The sequence below is a fragment of the Pseudomonas sp. ACM7 genome, from assembly GCF_004136015.1.
Lineage (GTDB): Bacteria > Pseudomonadota > Gammaproteobacteria > Pseudomonadales > Pseudomonadaceae > Aquipseudomonas > Aquipseudomonas frigoris.
Genome location: NZ_CP024866.1, coordinates 514,072 through 528,314, shown reverse-complemented (window position 1 = coordinate 528,314; position 14,243 = coordinate 514,072). Strand labels below are relative to the sequence as shown.

General features: G+C 57.5%; 14 protein-coding genes, 3 tRNA genes and 1 pseudogene. 13 read left to right on the top strand and 5 right to left on the bottom strand.

The genetic code is table 11. The features are described from left to right. Window positions 1-3: 3 nt before the first annotated feature. From CUN63_RS02635 to CUN63_RS02625, 3 genes are all read left to right on the top strand, one after another. Complete coding sequence (locus CUN63_RS02635; RefSeq protein WP_129437037.1) at window positions 4-1,524, top strand: glycosyltransferase family 39 protein; 1,521 nt, start codon at window positions 4-6, stop codon at window positions 1,522-1,524. Next, on the top strand, window positions 1,521-2,459 hold the full coding sequence (locus CUN63_RS02630; RefSeq protein ID WP_129437036.1) for an SdiA-regulated domain-containing protein: 939 nt from the start codon (window positions 1,521-1,523) through the stop codon (window positions 2,457-2,459). The genes CUN63_RS02635 and CUN63_RS02630 overlap by 4 nt, the downstream gene beginning before the upstream one ends. Window positions 2,460-2,613: 154 nt before the next feature. Then, window positions 2,614-3,123, top strand: a complete 510-nt coding sequence (locus tag CUN63_RS02625) for a DUF1993 family protein (protein WP_008148402.1) — start codon at window positions 2,614-2,616, stop codon at window positions 3,121-3,123. Window positions 3,124-3,286: 163 nt separating this feature from the next. Here the strand turns inward: CUN63_RS02625 and sstT are convergent, their stop codons facing one another. Next, window positions 3,287-4,519: a serine/threonine transporter SstT gene (gene sstT, locus CUN63_RS02620; protein WP_129437035.1), complete on the bottom strand. Its 1,233-nt coding sequence runs from the start codon at window positions 4,517-4,519 to the stop codon at window positions 3,287-3,289. A 280-nt stretch (window positions 4,520-4,799) separates the two neighbouring features. Here sstT and CUN63_RS02615 point away from each other — a divergent pair, with 280 nt between their 5' ends. Continuing rightward, on the top strand, window positions 4,800-5,954 hold the full coding sequence (locus CUN63_RS02615; protein WP_129437034.1) for an MFS transporter: 1,155 nt from the start codon (window positions 4,800-4,802) through the stop codon (window positions 5,952-5,954). 4 nt (window positions 5,955-5,958) lie between these two features. On the opposite strand, the gene nhaR is transcribed toward CUN63_RS02615, so the two are convergent. Continuing rightward, the gene (gene nhaR / locus CUN63_RS02610; protein ID WP_033057311.1) at window positions 5,959-6,858 is read right to left on the bottom strand and encodes a transcriptional activator NhaR; all 900 of its coding nucleotides are present in this window, start codon (window positions 6,856-6,858) and stop codon (window positions 5,959-5,961) included. Window positions 6,859-7,107: 249 nt separating this feature from the next. Here nhaR and CUN63_RS02600 point away from each other — a divergent pair, with 249 nt between their 5' ends. Both CUN63_RS02600 and CUN63_RS02595 read left to right on the top strand, forming a co-directional pair. After that, window positions 7,108-7,350, top strand: coding sequence for a hypothetical protein (locus CUN63_RS02600; protein WP_008148410.1), 243 nt, complete (start codon window positions 7,108-7,110; stop codon window positions 7,348-7,350). Window positions 7,351-7,378: 28 nt separating this feature from the next. Continuing rightward, a complete protein-coding gene (locus CUN63_RS02595) occupies window positions 7,379-8,128 on the top strand; it encodes a TerC family protein (protein ID WP_129437033.1) in 750 nt (249 codons plus the stop codon). A gap of 79 nt (window positions 8,129-8,207) precedes the next feature. Here CUN63_RS02595 and CUN63_RS31635 read toward each other — a convergent pair whose 3' ends face one another. After that, window positions 8,208-8,375 carry a hypothetical protein gene (locus CUN63_RS31635; protein ID WP_165353225.1) on the bottom strand — a complete coding sequence of 56 codons (168 nt, stop codon included), beginning with the start codon at window positions 8,373-8,375 and terminating at the stop codon, window positions 8,208-8,210. 167 nt (window positions 8,376-8,542) lie between these two features. Here CUN63_RS31635 and CUN63_RS02590 point away from each other — a divergent pair. From CUN63_RS02590 to CUN63_RS02580, 3 genes and pseudogenes are all read left to right on the top strand, one after another. Next, a pseudogene (locus tag CUN63_RS02590) lies at window positions 8,543-9,272 on the top strand (peptidase C39 family protein). 94 nt (window positions 9,273-9,366) lie between these two features. Beyond that, complete coding sequence (locus tag CUN63_RS02585) at window positions 9,367-9,573, top strand: DUF6021 family protein (protein WP_129437032.1); 207 nt, start codon at window positions 9,367-9,369, stop codon at window positions 9,571-9,573. 17 nt (window positions 9,574-9,590) lie between these two features. Further along, the gene (locus CUN63_RS02580) at window positions 9,591-9,806 is read left to right on the top strand and encodes a hypothetical protein (protein WP_129437031.1); all 216 of its coding nucleotides are present in this window, start codon (window positions 9,591-9,593) and stop codon (window positions 9,804-9,806) included. A gap of 54 nt (window positions 9,807-9,860) precedes the next feature. On the opposite strand, the gene pbpG is transcribed toward CUN63_RS02580, so the two are convergent. Together pbpG and folD are read right to left on the bottom strand one after the other, a co-directional pair. Beyond that, a complete protein-coding gene (pbpG, locus tag CUN63_RS02575; RefSeq protein WP_129437030.1) occupies window positions 9,861-10,799 on the bottom strand; it encodes a D-alanyl-D-alanine endopeptidase in 939 nt (312 codons plus the stop codon). A gap of 238 nt (window positions 10,800-11,037) precedes the next feature. Continuing rightward, complete coding sequence (folD, locus tag CUN63_RS02570) at window positions 11,038-11,892, bottom strand: bifunctional methylenetetrahydrofolate dehydrogenase/methenyltetrahydrofolate cyclohydrolase FolD (protein WP_008148421.1); 855 nt, start codon at window positions 11,890-11,892, stop codon at window positions 11,038-11,040. Between the two features lie 279 nt (window positions 11,893-12,171). Between folD and CUN63_RS02565 the strand changes: the two genes are divergently transcribed. From CUN63_RS02565 to tig, 4 genes are all read left to right on the top strand, one after another. Further along, window positions 12,172-12,248: transfer RNA gene (locus CUN63_RS02565), tRNA-Arg, on the top strand. A 40-nt stretch (window positions 12,249-12,288) separates the two neighbouring features. Then, window positions 12,289-12,364, top strand: a tRNA-His gene (locus tag CUN63_RS02560). A 54-nt stretch (window positions 12,365-12,418) separates the two neighbouring features. After that, window positions 12,419-12,503 (top strand) — tRNA-Leu (locus CUN63_RS02555). Window positions 12,504-12,924: 421 nt separating this feature from the next. After that, window positions 12,925-14,235 carry a trigger factor gene (tig, locus tag CUN63_RS02550; RefSeq protein WP_129437029.1) on the top strand — a complete coding sequence of 437 codons (1,311 nt, stop codon included), beginning with the start codon at window positions 12,925-12,927 and terminating at the stop codon, window positions 14,233-14,235. The last annotated feature ends 8 nt before the right edge of the window (window positions 14,236-14,243 follow it).

The following is a 14,243-nucleotide window of genomic DNA, read 5'->3' as shown; positions in this document are numbered from 1 at the left end:
GTCATGCGCAGAACGTTATCACCCCGGGTCGAATGCCTGGGTTTGATGTTACTCGCCCTGGTTTTGATCGGTGCCGGGCTGGGGCTACGTCAGCCGCAGAATGTCGACGAGGAGCGATTCCTTGGCGTTGCGCTCGAGATGTTGCAGCACGGCTCGTGGCTGATTCCGCACCGTGCGGCAGAGATCTACGGCGACAAACCGCCGATTTTCATGTGGACGGTGGCGTTCTTCGCCTGGCTCACCGGTAAACCCGCTATCGCCTTGTATCTGCCGGGTCTTCTATCGGCCGTGACGGTCACCGCAGTGGTCTATGATCTGGCTCGACGGTTATGGCATCAACGTGCCGGTCGGATGGCGGCGCTCTTGTACCTGGCGACTTATCAGACCTATAGCATCCTGCAGACCGGCCAGATCGATAGCTTTTTGATTCTGTTCACCTCCGTGGGTATGTACGGTCTGGCGCGGCACCTGTTGCTCGGGCCGGCCTGGCGCTGGTTTTACCTGGGTTGCGCCGCCATGGGTATTGGTGTGATCACCAAAGGGGTTGGCTTCGTCCCGGCCCTGATGCTGATTCCGTATGCCTACGCGGTGCGCAAAGGTTGGCCCGGTGTGGTGGCCATGCCGGGCGAGGCGCGCAAGTGGCTGCTGGGACTGTTGGTCATGCTGGGCGCCATCGCGATCTGGTTACTGCCCTTGGCCTTGTCCATCGCGATCAATGGCACTGCTGACGAAGTCGCCTATGCGCGAGAAATTCTGCTGCGCCAGACCGCGGGACGCTATGCCGCTGCCTGGGACCATCGCGAGCCGTTCTGGTATTTCTTCGTTCACGTGATCCCGCAATATTGGCTGCCGCTGGTACTCGCGTTGCCGTGGTTGGTGCCCGCTTGGCGCCGGCAACTGCACAAGCGCGACGGCCGAGTGCTGGTGCTGCTGGGCTGGGTCGTGCTGGTGGTACTGTTTTTCTGTATCAGCAGCGGCAAGCGCAAGTTGTACATCTACCCGGCGCTGCCTGGGCTGGTGCTGGTGGCTGCACCGCTGATTCCCTGGTTGCTCAAGCGCTGGTTCAGTCAGCGTCCGCGTGGTCGGCGAGTATTCCAGGCACTGGTCGTGACCTGGTTTGCGCTTTGGATTGCCCGCGGTTTCATCGAGCCGATCAAGGACGGTCCCAACCCTCATGAGGCGATCATGGCGCAGGCGGCGACCATGACTCAAGGCGCCGACCTGGTGTTGGTCAATTGGCGCGAGGGCCATTGGCTGTTCGCACGACAACCGATCGTGCACTTCGGGATGGTCGGCTCCACCGTCGAGCAGGCGGCACTGTGGCTGCGCGAACACCCTCAGGCATACGCCTTGGTCCCCGACGAGCTGTTGAGCCAGTGTTTCAATCCCCAGGCCGCGCATGAGTTGGGCGAAACCTCCCGTGCACACTGGTCGATCGTCGGCGCCGATGCCGATAACGGCCAATGCCGTCCGGGACAACCCGTCAATGTCTATCGATTTACCTGGGACCAGAAAAAAACATGAGTAAAACATGGAAGGCTGGAGTTCTGCTGATCGCCGCGCTGCTCGGCGTTAGCGTGGTTTCCGTTCATTTTGGCTGGCACGGGCAGTTGTACGCGCACTGGCATAACAGCTGGTATGGCAATCAGGCGCCAGACAAAAATATCTGGCTGCCAGACTACAAGGTCGCGATCGACGGCAAACCGATCCCGGGCATCACCGATATCTCCGGTATCGCCTATGACCCTGAGCGCGACCGCTTGTTGGGTATCACCAATGGTGTGCCTATGGAAATTCTGGCGCTGACCCGTGACGGCGATTTGCTCGAACGCTACCCATTGATCGGTTTCGAGGACACCGAAGGCATTGCTTATATGGGCAAGGGGCGGGTGGTCATCGTTGATGAACGGCGGCAGCGGCTGCACATTTTCACCCTGCCGGACACCCCTGGCCCCATCCGTGCAGAGCAAACCCAATCACTCGCCATTGAGATCAACCTGAGCGAGCATAACAAGGGGTTTGAAGGTGTGACCTATGACCCGGCCAATGACCGTATCTTCGCCATCAAGGAGCGTGATCCGCGGCAGCTGTATTCAATCACCGGCATGCTCGGCTCCATTGGCAGCCAATTGCAGATCCGTATCAAGGACTTGACGACCTGGGTCGACCGCGGCGTTTTCAGCAAAGACCTTTCCGAGGGTTACTACGATCCTCGGACCGGCCACTTACTGTTGCTGAGCGAACAGTCCAGCAACCTGACCGAACTGGACCAGCAGGGTAACTTCGTCAGTATTCTCTCCCTGCGCGCCTTGGCGGGGGACCTCAAACATACGCTGCCGCAAGCCGAAGGCATGACCATGGACAGCGCAGGCGAGCTTTACATCGTGAGCGAGCCCAATCTGTTTTACCGGTTCACTCAATCGAAGGCTGGTCTGTCGGCGAGTGCAGAAAAACACTGACGAAGTTGAAGTTTTCATGCCGGCAAGGGGCTAACGTGCGCAGATCGTTCAGAGGTGCGCTGCGTTTCCCCACCGGATAAAAGACCCGCCGCAGGGGGACCGCGCATGGCTATAATCGCCCCACGTTTCCCTCCTGTCACAACACGAGATTGCCATGACTATTTCCCTGTACGCCGCTTCCGTCCCGGTTTTCAAACAAATGCTCAACGCCCTGAGCGACGTTTTGAACAAGGCCGAAGCCCACGCCACCGCCAAGAACATCGACCCGAATGCTTTCCTGCAAGCCCGTCTGTACCCGGACATGTTCCCGCTGGTCCGTCAGGTGCAGATCGCCGTTGATTTCGCCAAGGGCGTTTCCGCGCGTCTGGCCGAAGTTGAACTGCCGAAATACGACGACACCGAAACCACCTTCGCCGAACTGCAAGCGCTGATCGCCAAAGTGCTGGCCTTCATCGGCGAGATCAAACCGGAACAGATCGACGGCAAGGAAGGCATCGAAATCATCACCCGTCAGGGCACGCCGAAAGAGAAGCGCTTCACTGGCCAGGCTTACCTGCTGAGCTACGGTCTGCCGCAATTCTTCTTCCACGTCACCACCACCTACGCACTGCTGCGTCACAACGGTGTGGAAGTGGGCAAGCGCGATTACATGGGCGCGTTCTAAACCTCCCAGCGTAAAAAAGCCCGCCAAGGTTCGCGCCTTGGCGGGCTTTTTTTTGGTGAATCAAAAGATCGCAGCCTCGTTTCACTCGACAGCTCCTACATTGAGATGCGTACCGCCTGTAGGAGCTGTCGAGTGAAACGAGGCTGCGATCTTTTGATCTTTGTTAAGCCAATCGCTGGGCTTTCTCGTCTTCACCCAGGCAAGCGGCGGCCGTAAACAGTACGTCGGTGGAGGAGTTCAGCGCGGTTTCCGCCGAGTCCTGCAGCACACCGATGATGAACCCGACGGCCACCACCTGCATGGCGATTTCACTGGGGATGCCAAACAGGCTGCATGCCAGTGGAATCAACAGCAACGAACCGCCCGCCACGCCCGAAGCGCCACAGGCACAGATCGCCGCGACGATGCTCAGCAGGATGGCGGTCGGAATGTCCACGGCGATGCCCAGCGTATGCACGGCGGCCAGGGTCAGCACGGTAATGGTGATCGCCGCGCCCGCCATGTTGATGGTCGCGCCGAGCGGGATCGAGACCGAGTAGGTGTCTTCGTGCAGGCCCAGGCGCTTGCTCAGTTCCAGATTGACTGGAATGTTCGCCGCCGAACTGCGGGTGAAAAATGCGGTGATGCCGCTTTCCCGCAGGCACATCAGCACCAACGGATAAGGGTTGCGACGCAGTTTCCAGAACACGATGACCGGGTTCATCACCAGCGCCACAAACAACATGCAGCCCAGCAGCACCGCCAGCAGATGCACATAGCCGATCAAGGCACCGAAACCGGAGGTGGCGAGGGTCGAAGCCACCAGGCCGAAGATCCCCAGCGGCGCGAAACGGATCACCAAGCGCACGATCAGGGTCACGCCGTTGGACAAGTCGCCGAGCACCTCGCGAGTGGTGTCACCGGCATGGCGAATGGCAACGCCCATCCCAATCGCCCACGCCAGAATGCCGATGAAGTTGGCATTCATCAGCGCACTGACCGGGTTGTCGACCACGCTCAACAGCAGGCTTTGCAGCACTTCACTGATACCGCCCGGCGCGGTGACCGCAACGTCGTGAGTCGCCAATACCAGGCTCGAGGGGAACAACGTACTGGCGACAACGGCCACCACCGCCGCCGCAAACGTTCCCAGCAGATACAGAAACAGGATCGGCCGGATGTGGGTTTCCTGGCCGTGCTTATGGTTGGCAATCGAGGCCATGACCAGCACGAACACCAGAATCGGCGCGACAGCTTTCAGCGCCGATACGAAGACTTTGCCGATAAACGAGGTGGACTTCGCTACCTCCGGTGCGAACAGGGCCAGGGCAATCCCGGCGATCAGGCCGATGATGATTTGTGTGACCAGGCTTAAGCGTTTCAGGCGTAACCATAGAGAAGGGGATGGAGCGGTCATAAAACGGCATCTCTGATTTTTTTAGGTGCGGGGGTATCGCGACATCAATGCCAATCAATGGCCGATGAACAGGGTGTACGTATCGCAGGGCGCGGACTTTATCACAGCGTGGCCTTTACCCTTCAGACCTGTGACGATCTGCCGCCCGTGGGCCAACGAGATCGGCAGGTTCGTGCAACCCTGATCGGAAACACTCTGTTAAGATTCGCCATCCTCATTTTCAAGTCATGCCAGTGGGCCTTCGGGCTATCGCTGGTGTCGTCGTTTTCTGGAGTTCTGCATGCTGTTGCCCATCCTTCTGTTGTCTGCCGCCGGTTTCACGGTGCTGACCACGGAATTCATCATCGTCGGCCTGTTGCCGGCGATCGCTCGAGACCTTGAAGTCACCATCCCGCAAGCGGGTTTGCTGGTGACCTTGTTCGCCTTCACGGTCGCCGCATTCGGGCCGTTCCTGACCGCGTATTTCGCCCGGTTCGAGCGCCGCAAATTGTTCATCTCGGTGCTGATCATGTTCGGCCTGGCCAACACCCTCGCGGCGTTTGCGCCGAACATCTGGGTGATGTCCGTCGCCCGATTGATCCCTGCGTTGGGGCTGCCGGTGTTCTGGGCGCTGGCCAGTGAGACGGCGGTAGACATCGTCGGGCCGGATTACGCTGGCCGCGCCATCGCCAAGATCGGATTCGGGATTGTCTGCGCCACGGTGTTCGGCATTCCGGTGGGTACACTGATCTCCGATGCGTTCGGTTGGCGCAGTGCCTTCGGCATTCTGGCGGTGATCGCGTTTGCCAAGGCATTGCTGCTGTTTATCTACCTGCCGAAAACCAATCTGCATCAGCATCAAGTGAGCTTCAGTTCGCAATTCAAAATTTTGCGCAGCCCGCTGATGGTGGGGCATGTGCTGCTGTCGATCCTGGTGTTTAGCGGCATGTTTACCGCTTACACCTATCTGGCGGACATTCTTGAGCGACTGGCCGGTTTCAGCGGCACGCTGGTCGGCTGGTGCCTGATGGGCTTCGGCGCGGTCGGCTTGATCGGCAACTCATTGGGCGGCCGCGCGGTGGATCGCCATCCGTTGATCGCCTCGATGATGTTCTGCGCGTTCATGATCGCCGGCCTGGTGGCATTGGTGCCGAACATTCATTCGCCGCTGGGTCTGGCAGCGGCGATGGGGATTTGGGGCGTGACTCAGGCGGCGTTGTTCCTGGTCAGCCATGTGCGATTGATGAAGGCTGCACCCGAAGCGCCGGCGTTCGCGGCATCGCTGAACATTGCCGGGGCTAACCTCGGGATCGGCCTGGGCGCCATGATCGGCGGTAGGGTCATCGACGGTGTAGGCCTGCAAGGTCTTGGTTTCGCGGCGGCCGCTTTTATCCTCGCCTCGATCCTCTTGGCCATCGCGCTGATGACCTTCAAGCCCCGCGAAGTCTGCGCCTGACACCTCACATCTCGGTGAACAGCTCGCGTCGGGCACCTTCGGTAATGGCAACAATGCCGGGGTGCTTGACCTTGCGTTCCACCGAAATGGCGTAGAACGACTCGGTCACCGCGTCGGTCTGGCCAATCAACTCCACACCGTATTGGCGTTTCACCTCGTCGGCAATCACGCTCGGGCCGATGAAGATCCCGCTACCGGATTGGCCGAAAGCCTGCATCAAGGCGCTGTCGTCGAACTCGCCGACGATGCGCGGCTGGATCTGCTGCTCGGCAAACCAGCGCTGCAAGCGACTGCGCACCACGGTCTCCGGCCCTGGAATCAGCAGCGGTGCGCCGTGCAGGCTGCGGGGGAAATCCTGACCGTATTGCGCCGCCAGTTCAGCAGTGGCGAAGAAGCTGATCCCGCATTCCCCGAGTTTCTGGCTGTAGCCCTTGATGTCCAGGTGCGAGGGCATCGGGCTGTCGGAGATCACCAGGTCGAGACGCTGGATCGCCAGATCGGCGAGCAAACGTTCGAGTTTGTCTTCGCGACAGGTGATGCGCAGCGGCTCGCTCAATTCCATGGTCGGCGCAATCAGCCGATAGACGATGGATTTGGGCACCACGTCGGCCACACCAACCCGAAACAGAATCTGCTGTTCGTTGGGCTGAGCTCGCAGCATCAGCTCCAGTTCGCCGCCCAGCTGAAACATTTGCTCGGCGTAGGGCAGGGTCTGACGGCCGGCTTCAGTGAGTTCCAGTTGTCGGCCAACTCGGCGAAACAGCTCAATGCCATAGGTTTGTTCGAGCAGGGAAATCTGCCCGCTGATGGTCTGCGGCGTCAGGTTCAGCTGCTCGCAGGCGCGCACGATGCTGCCGGTCTTGGCCACCACCCAGAAGTAATGAAGCTGTCGGTAATTCAACATGATGTTTATGACCTGTAGGAGCTGCCGTAAGCTGCGATCTTTTGATCTTGTTTGTAAAAGCGAAGATCAAAAGATCGCAGCTTACGGCAGCTCCTACGTAAAGCGATCGGCGTACGCAGATCTGGATTCGTAAAAACCGAAGTATAACCGCTAGAAATACGAATTTTACTGAAGTGTTTGACTCCCTAGAATGCCCCGCTATCGACGGGCGGCCTTTTCGGCCCTGTCTGTTCTATCGAGGAAAGCATCATGAAGCTTAAAACCACGGCACTGTTGATCACGTCTTTACTGGTATTGGCCGGTTGTGACCAGGCCGAAAAAAGCGCTCAGCAACTGATGGGCAAGGCTGCCGAAACCGCCAAACAAGCGATCGACGACACCCACAAAGCCGCAGAGCAGGCAATCAGTGACGCCACTGGCGGGCTGATCAGCAAGAAAGAACAGCCGGCCAAAGAAACGGACAAAACCGAATCTTCGTCCCAGGAAATCTAAACCGTCTTAAAAGAGTCAGGACTGACCCATGGAATACCTTTTAGAACTTGCTGCAAGCCCCACCGCCTGGGTTGCCCTGGCTACGTTGATCGTCATGGAAATCGTACTCGGCATCGATAACCTGATCTTCATTTCGATCCTGACCAATAAACTGCCCGAGCAGCACCGGCAGAAGGCGCGGCGCATCGGTATCGGCATGGCGCTGATCCTGCGACTGGCGCTGCTGAGCACCATCGCGTTCATCGTCCAGTTGACTGAGCCTGTGATCGATATCTTCGGCCAGACGTTCTCCTGGAAGGACATGATCCTGATTGCCGGCGGCCTGTTCCTGTTGTGGAAGGCGACCACCGAGATCCATCACAGCATGGACCCTGCACCGGATGATCCGACGTCGGCCACCTCGACCGTGACCTTGGGCTTTGCCGCCGCGATCGGTCAGATCCTGCTGCTGGACATGGTGTTCTCCATCGACAGCATCATTACCGCTGTCGGCATGACTGAGCATTTGCCGATCATGATCATCGCGGTGGTGGTGTCGGTACTGGTGATGTTGCTGGCGGCTGATCCTCTGGCCAAATTCATCAACGACAACCCGACGGTGGTGATGCTGGCGCTGGGCTTCCTGATCATGATCGGCATGACGCTGATCGCCGAAGGCTTCGGCGCCCATGTACCGAAAGGCTACGTGTATGCGGCCATGGCGTTCTCGGCGACGATCGAAGGTTTGAACATGATGTCGCGCCGGGCAAAGCAGAAGCGTTTAGTCGCTGAAGCTTAATCTGCATTAAACGAAACGGCCGCCTGTGCTCGAAAGAGCCCAGGCGGCCGTTTTTGTTTGCGCTACACAATGGTGTCGTTCAGTGCGCGGTAACGTGGTGTGCATCGGTTGTATCTGTTTTCGGTACCGGCACCGACTGAGCCGGATGATGGTGCCGGCGGGTAATTCGCAGGACTCCCCATAACATGGCGGCGGCAACGGCCAGCCAGCCAGAAATCAACATCACAATGGTCATTGTCAGGCTCATCAGTGCCTCCTCTTCGCCCTGCTGCAGGCACACACTCTTTGCACATGACAGTCTAGTCGCTGCTGTGTTTCAGGCTATTGACCAAAGGTCGGCTGTCACCAATCAGTTCGCTCTATCGAATGCCATCATCTGCCGGTTAAGGCTATACCGTTGCCGCGCGGCGTCCTATGATCGACGGCCAAGCCGGGAGCGTGAACGCCTGGCGTCTAAATCAAGAGAGTGATGATGGTGCGGGTATTTTCTCGAATTCGATCTTTAGTGCTGGTCGTTGGCTGCGTTGCAGGTCTGGCTGGCTGCGCGGGGAGTGTGGCGCCTGAAATCAAGCGCCTGCCGGAGCGAGTCGAGCTCAGTGGCACGTTCTACCGTGGCGTGGCGAATCAGAGTGGGCCACAAGTGCTGGCCAGCATGTTGTCCCAGCAAGGCATTGTGATTACGCCAGGTTTGCTCGAAAAACCGTTGCACTTGCCGGGTGCCGAAGCCCAGTTGCAGCAGAACATGCAGAACCTCGCTCGCGAGTACGGCATGGTCGTCTATCCCCTCGACAGCAATCTGCCTGCACTGTTGACCCAGGTTGCGGCCGGTTACCCGGTAATGGTGCGTTTCACGGAAGGCTCGGCGTTCTGGGCTGAACCGCGTTACGCCATTCTTGCCGGGTACAACCGTCAGAAACAGACAGTGCTGCTGCGCTCGGGCATGAATCGTCGGGAGTTGATGGGCTTCGGTTCGTTTGAATCGGCGCTCAAGGATGCCGGTGGCTGGGCCGTGCTGATTCAGAAGCCGAATCAACTGCCGGCCAATGTCGATCAACAGCGATGGCTCAAGGCCGCGAGCGACCTTGCCCAGGCAGGTCAGGAGCAGGCGGCCGCCAGGGCGAAGAAAGCGCTGAACGCGCAATAAGTCCGTTCGTCATCTTTCAGGCACCCCTGCATTTTGCCGACCTCTAAGAAAGTAGGGCCCGGATTTCTCCGGGCCAGACTCAAAGGAGGTGCCCATGGCACATTCCACTCCCCCCGTCGGCCCGCACTCGTCTGAACATTCTTCGGGCGATGAGTTGGGGTTCGATCCCGATTCGCCGGACCTCGCTGATCCTCAGGTCGACCCCATCGGACCTGCAAAGGCCCCCAGGGATGTGAAGCCGGGCGACAATACCAAGGCTCCAGCGAAGCCTTACGATCCACTTGCCGATCTGAAACCCTGAGCCTTAGTGAGGTGCGTATGTCTACCGATTCGAGTTTCAACGACAAACGTCCGGACAGCGTTCCAACCAGCCCCGAAAAAGACATCGACCCCGTGATGGATCCGGACAGCCCGTTAAGGGATCCTTTGGCCAGGCCTGTGGTCGTGCCGACGGAGCATCCACAGGGCTGGAATGACCCGAATGCCGGGGACGGCATTCCGGATGACGACCAGATGCCGCTGCCGAATGACTGACGCCGGACGAAAAAAGCCCCGAATAGTCGGGGCTTTCTTTCATCTGTCGTTTACTTATTTCGACGCTTCAACCACGCCGCTCTGACGATGCTTGAGGTTCTTGTTGGATTTGTACTGCAAGGCTACAGACGGCACGTTCGTGCCTTGGCCGGTTTCCACCCAGCTGCGAATACGGCTGGCATCGGCAAAGTGTGTGTACTTGCCGAAAGCATCGAGGATGACCAGCGCAACCGGGCGGTTGGCCATGCTGGTGACTAGCACCAGGCAGTGACCGGCCTCGTTGGTGAAGCCGGTTTTCGTCAGCTTGATGTCCCAGTTCGGCTTGTTGATCAAATGGTCGGTATTATGGAAACCCAGGCTGTAGTTGGGTTTACGGAACGAGACGGTTTTTTCCTTGGTGGTACTTAGCTCAGTCAACAGCGGGTACTTGTGCGCAGCGATCAGCAGTTTGCTCAGGTCGCGGGCCGTGGACACGTTGCGAGGGGAGAGGCCGGTGGGTTCGACAAAGTGGGTACTGGTCATGCCCAGTGCTTTCGCTTTGGCATTCATTGCGGCAATGAACGCGACGTAGCCGCCCGGATAGTGATGGGCCAGGCTCGCGGCAGCGCGGTTTTCCGAGGACATCAGGGCAATCAGCAGCATTTCCCTGCGCGGCATTTCGCTGTTGAGTTTCACGCGGGAGAACACGCCTTTCATTTCCGGCGTGTCGCTGATGTTGATGGACAGGTATTCGTCCATGTTCTGTCTGGCTTCAACCACGATCAGCCCGGTCATCAGTTTGCTGACGGAAGCGATAGGCACAACCACGTCAGGATTGCTGGCATAGATGACTTTGTTGGTCTGCAGATCCATCAGCAATGCACTGCCGGAAGCGATCTTCAGTGTTGACGTATCTCGCGGCGCCGAAGTGGTGTCGGCAGCGTTGACCATTGGCGTGGTGAAAGTCCCTGTAAATGCAAAAAATAGGCTCAGGATGGAAAGACGGATTTTCACGCTGGCAGACTCGTTAGGTGTGGATAAGCCGTTCTGTAACGGGTTGTTTCTTTAAAACCGACGCATTTTAGGAGTATGGCTGAAGAACTGTCGATGGTTGTTCAATGAACAGGTCAAAGTCCTTGAAAACCCCTACAAGCAGTAGGTTTCCGGCGAGCGGTAAAGTTTTTAATTCAGGCAAAAAGAACCCCGCCAATGGCGGGGTTCCTTTGTTCGTCGCAGCCATGAAAATGCGAACTCAGCTGTGCAGTGTTTCGGCTGCGTACAGCGTGTTTTCCAGCAGGCAAGCGCGGGTCATCGGGCCAACGCCACCTGGGACTGGAGTGATCCAGCCGGCGCGGGGCAGGGCGGTGTCGTAGATCACGTCACCAACCAGTTTGCCGTCTTCCTGGCGGTTGATGCCGACGTCGATCACGATCGCGCCTTCCTTGATCCACTCACCCTTTACCAGCCCCGGCTTGCCGGCGGCGACCACCACCAGATCGGCGCGACCGACGTGGCCTGCCAGATCCTTGGTGAAGCGGTGGGTGACGGTCACGGTGCAGCCGGCCAGCAGCAATTCCATTGCCATCGGGCGGCCAACAATGTTGGAGGCCCCGACAACCACTGCGTCCATCCCGTAGAGATCGACACCGGTGCTTTCCAGCAACGTCATGATGCCTTTAGGGGTGCATGGACGCAGCAGCGGAATACGTTGGGCGAGGCGGCCGACGTTATAAGGGTGGAAACCGTCGACGTCCTTGTCTGGACGAATGCGTTCCAGCAATTTGGAGGCGTCCAGGTGTTCAGGTAAAGGAAGCTGAAGCAGAACGCCATCAATCGCCGGGTCGTCGTTCAGGCGATCGATCAGATCGGTCAGCGCTTCTTGAGTGGTTTCGGAAGGCAGGTCGTAGGCTTGGGAAATGAAGCCGACCTCTTCACAGTCTTTACGCTTGTGCGAGACATAAACCTGAGAGGCGGGATCGCTACCGACCAGGATCACCGCGAGACCGGGCGTGCGCAGACCTTGCTGGCGACGCTCGTTGACGCGTTTGGCGATCTGCTGGCGCAGGCTGGCGGCGATCGATTTGCCGTCGATTAGTTGTGCAGTCATTGCGCGTGATTAACCATCGAGAGGGGAAAAAAAGAGAACGCATTCTCGCATGTCATGAGGTGAGGGCAAAGGCGCTTGGTCTGCAAATTCCCCTAACCCCTTTAATTAAATGAATTTTTTTTAAAAAAGAGTTGACGACCTTCAGGGTCACCTATAACATTCGTCGCACTTGTCGGGCACAGCCTAGCACTGGTTAAGAAGGTCGAGCAGAGTTGATGTTTAATTCGGTGAGACTGAAAGCACTTAGTTTGTAATCGTCCAAGAATACAGATTAACAAGGCGCCCGTAGCTCAGCTGGATAGAGCATCCGCCTTCTAAGCGGATGGTCGCAGGTTCGAGTCCTGCCGGGTGCGCCATTAGGCAGCTTTGGCACAAGTAGCGCAACATGGCAATATGGTGGGCGTAGCTCAGTTGGTAGAGCACGGGATTGTGACTCCCGTTGTCGAGGGTTCGATCCCCTTCGTCCACCCCATATTTAGAAAGGCGCCAGATTAACAGTCTGGCGCCTTTGCTTTAAAAGCTTGATGCGGATGTGGTGGAATTGGTAGACACACTGGATTTAGGTTCCAGCGCCGCAAGGTGTGAGAGTTCGAGTCTCTCCGTCCGCACCATTACAAGTAGCTATTTAATAGCAGAAAACGGCGCAGCACCTGAAAAGGGCTGCGCCGTTTTTGTTTTAGAAGTCTGAATTTTCAAAGCGGCCGCAGGTTCTGGGCCGAGAGGGCGGCTCGGATCGTAGGATTTATGTTTCTCGATGATGCTGGCTCGCCCGTTGGTCCCCTTGTGGGGTCGACTGTCAGGGATGGATTGCCGATGCCTTCTATATATAGAAGGATTGGTGCAGAGCCCTGGCATGATTGGCTGTATTTGCTAACAGGGCGAGGCACAACCGTTTGTCCCCGCCTATAAATTGCCTGCTGCTTTTTTACCCGTTTCAGTAGGGTGACTTCTTGAGTTTGACCCACTAGAATGCATGCCCTTGATTCTGGGGTCGGAAACGGCCGGCTAACGTCTGTGCAACGAGGAATATCCATGCAAGTTTCTGTTGAAAATACTTCTGCTCTTGAGCGCCGCATGAGCATCACCGTGCCGGCTGAGCGCATCGAGACTCAGGTCAACAAGCGTCTGCAGCAGACTGCCCAAAAGGCCAAGATTGCTGGCTTCCGTCCAGGCAAAGTGCCAATGAGTGAAATCAAGCGCCGTTTTGGTGCTGATGCACGTCAGGAAGCGGTTGGCGACGTGATCCAGTCTTCTTTCTACGAAGCTGTTGTTGAACAAAAGCTGAACCCGGCTGGCGCTCCTTCGATCGAGCCGAAATCGCTGGAAGCTGGCAAAGACCTGGAATACGTCGCGATTTTCGAAGTGTTCCCTGAGTTCACCGTTGCCGGTTTCGAAGGTATCGCGGTAGAGCGCCTGAGCGCTGACGTGGCTGATGCCGATCTGGACAAAATGCTGGAAGTGCTGCGCAAGCAGAACACCCGTTTCGAAGTGGCCGATCGCGCTGCTCAAAACGAAGACCAACTGAACATCGATTTCGTTGGCAAGGTCGACGGTGAAGTGTTCGCTGGCGGTTCCGCCAAAGGTACTCAGCTGGTGCTGGGTTCCGGCCGCATGATTCCTGGTTTTGAAGACGGTCTGGTTGGCGCTAAAGCCGGCGAAGAGCGCGTTCTGAACCTGACCTTCCCGGAGGACTATCAGAACCTCGACCTGGCAGGCAAAACCGCTGAGTTCACCGTGACCGTGAACACTGTTTCCGAGCCAAAACTGCCAGAACTGACCGAAGAATTCTTCGCTCAATTCGGCATCAAGGAAACCGGTCTGGAAGGCTTCCGCACCGAAGTTCGCAAGAACATGGAGCGTGAACTGCGTCAGGCGATCAAATCCAAGGTCAAGAATCAGGTAATGGACGGTCTGCTGGCCACCAACCCGATCGAAGTGCCTAAGGCTCTGCTGTCCAACGAAGTTGACCGTCTGCGCGTGCAGGCTGTTCAGCAATTCGGTGGCAACATCAAGCCTGAGCAACTGCCGGCCGAGCTGTTCGAAGAGCAAGCCAAGCGTCGCGTTGTACTGGGTCTGATCGTGGCTGAAGTGGTCAAGCAATTCGACCTCAAGCCTGACGAAGCTCGCGTTCGTGAAATGATTCAGGAAATGGCTTCGGCTTACCAAGAGCCTGAGCAGGTTGTGTCCTGGTACTACAAGAACGACCAGCAACTGAACGAAGTCCGTTCGGTTGTGCTGGAAGAACAAGTTGTGGATACTGTTCTGCAGAAGGCTAACGTGACCGACAAATCGGTCTCTTACGAAGAAGCAGTCAAGCCGGTAGAAGCTCCACAAGCCGACTGATAGCTTTT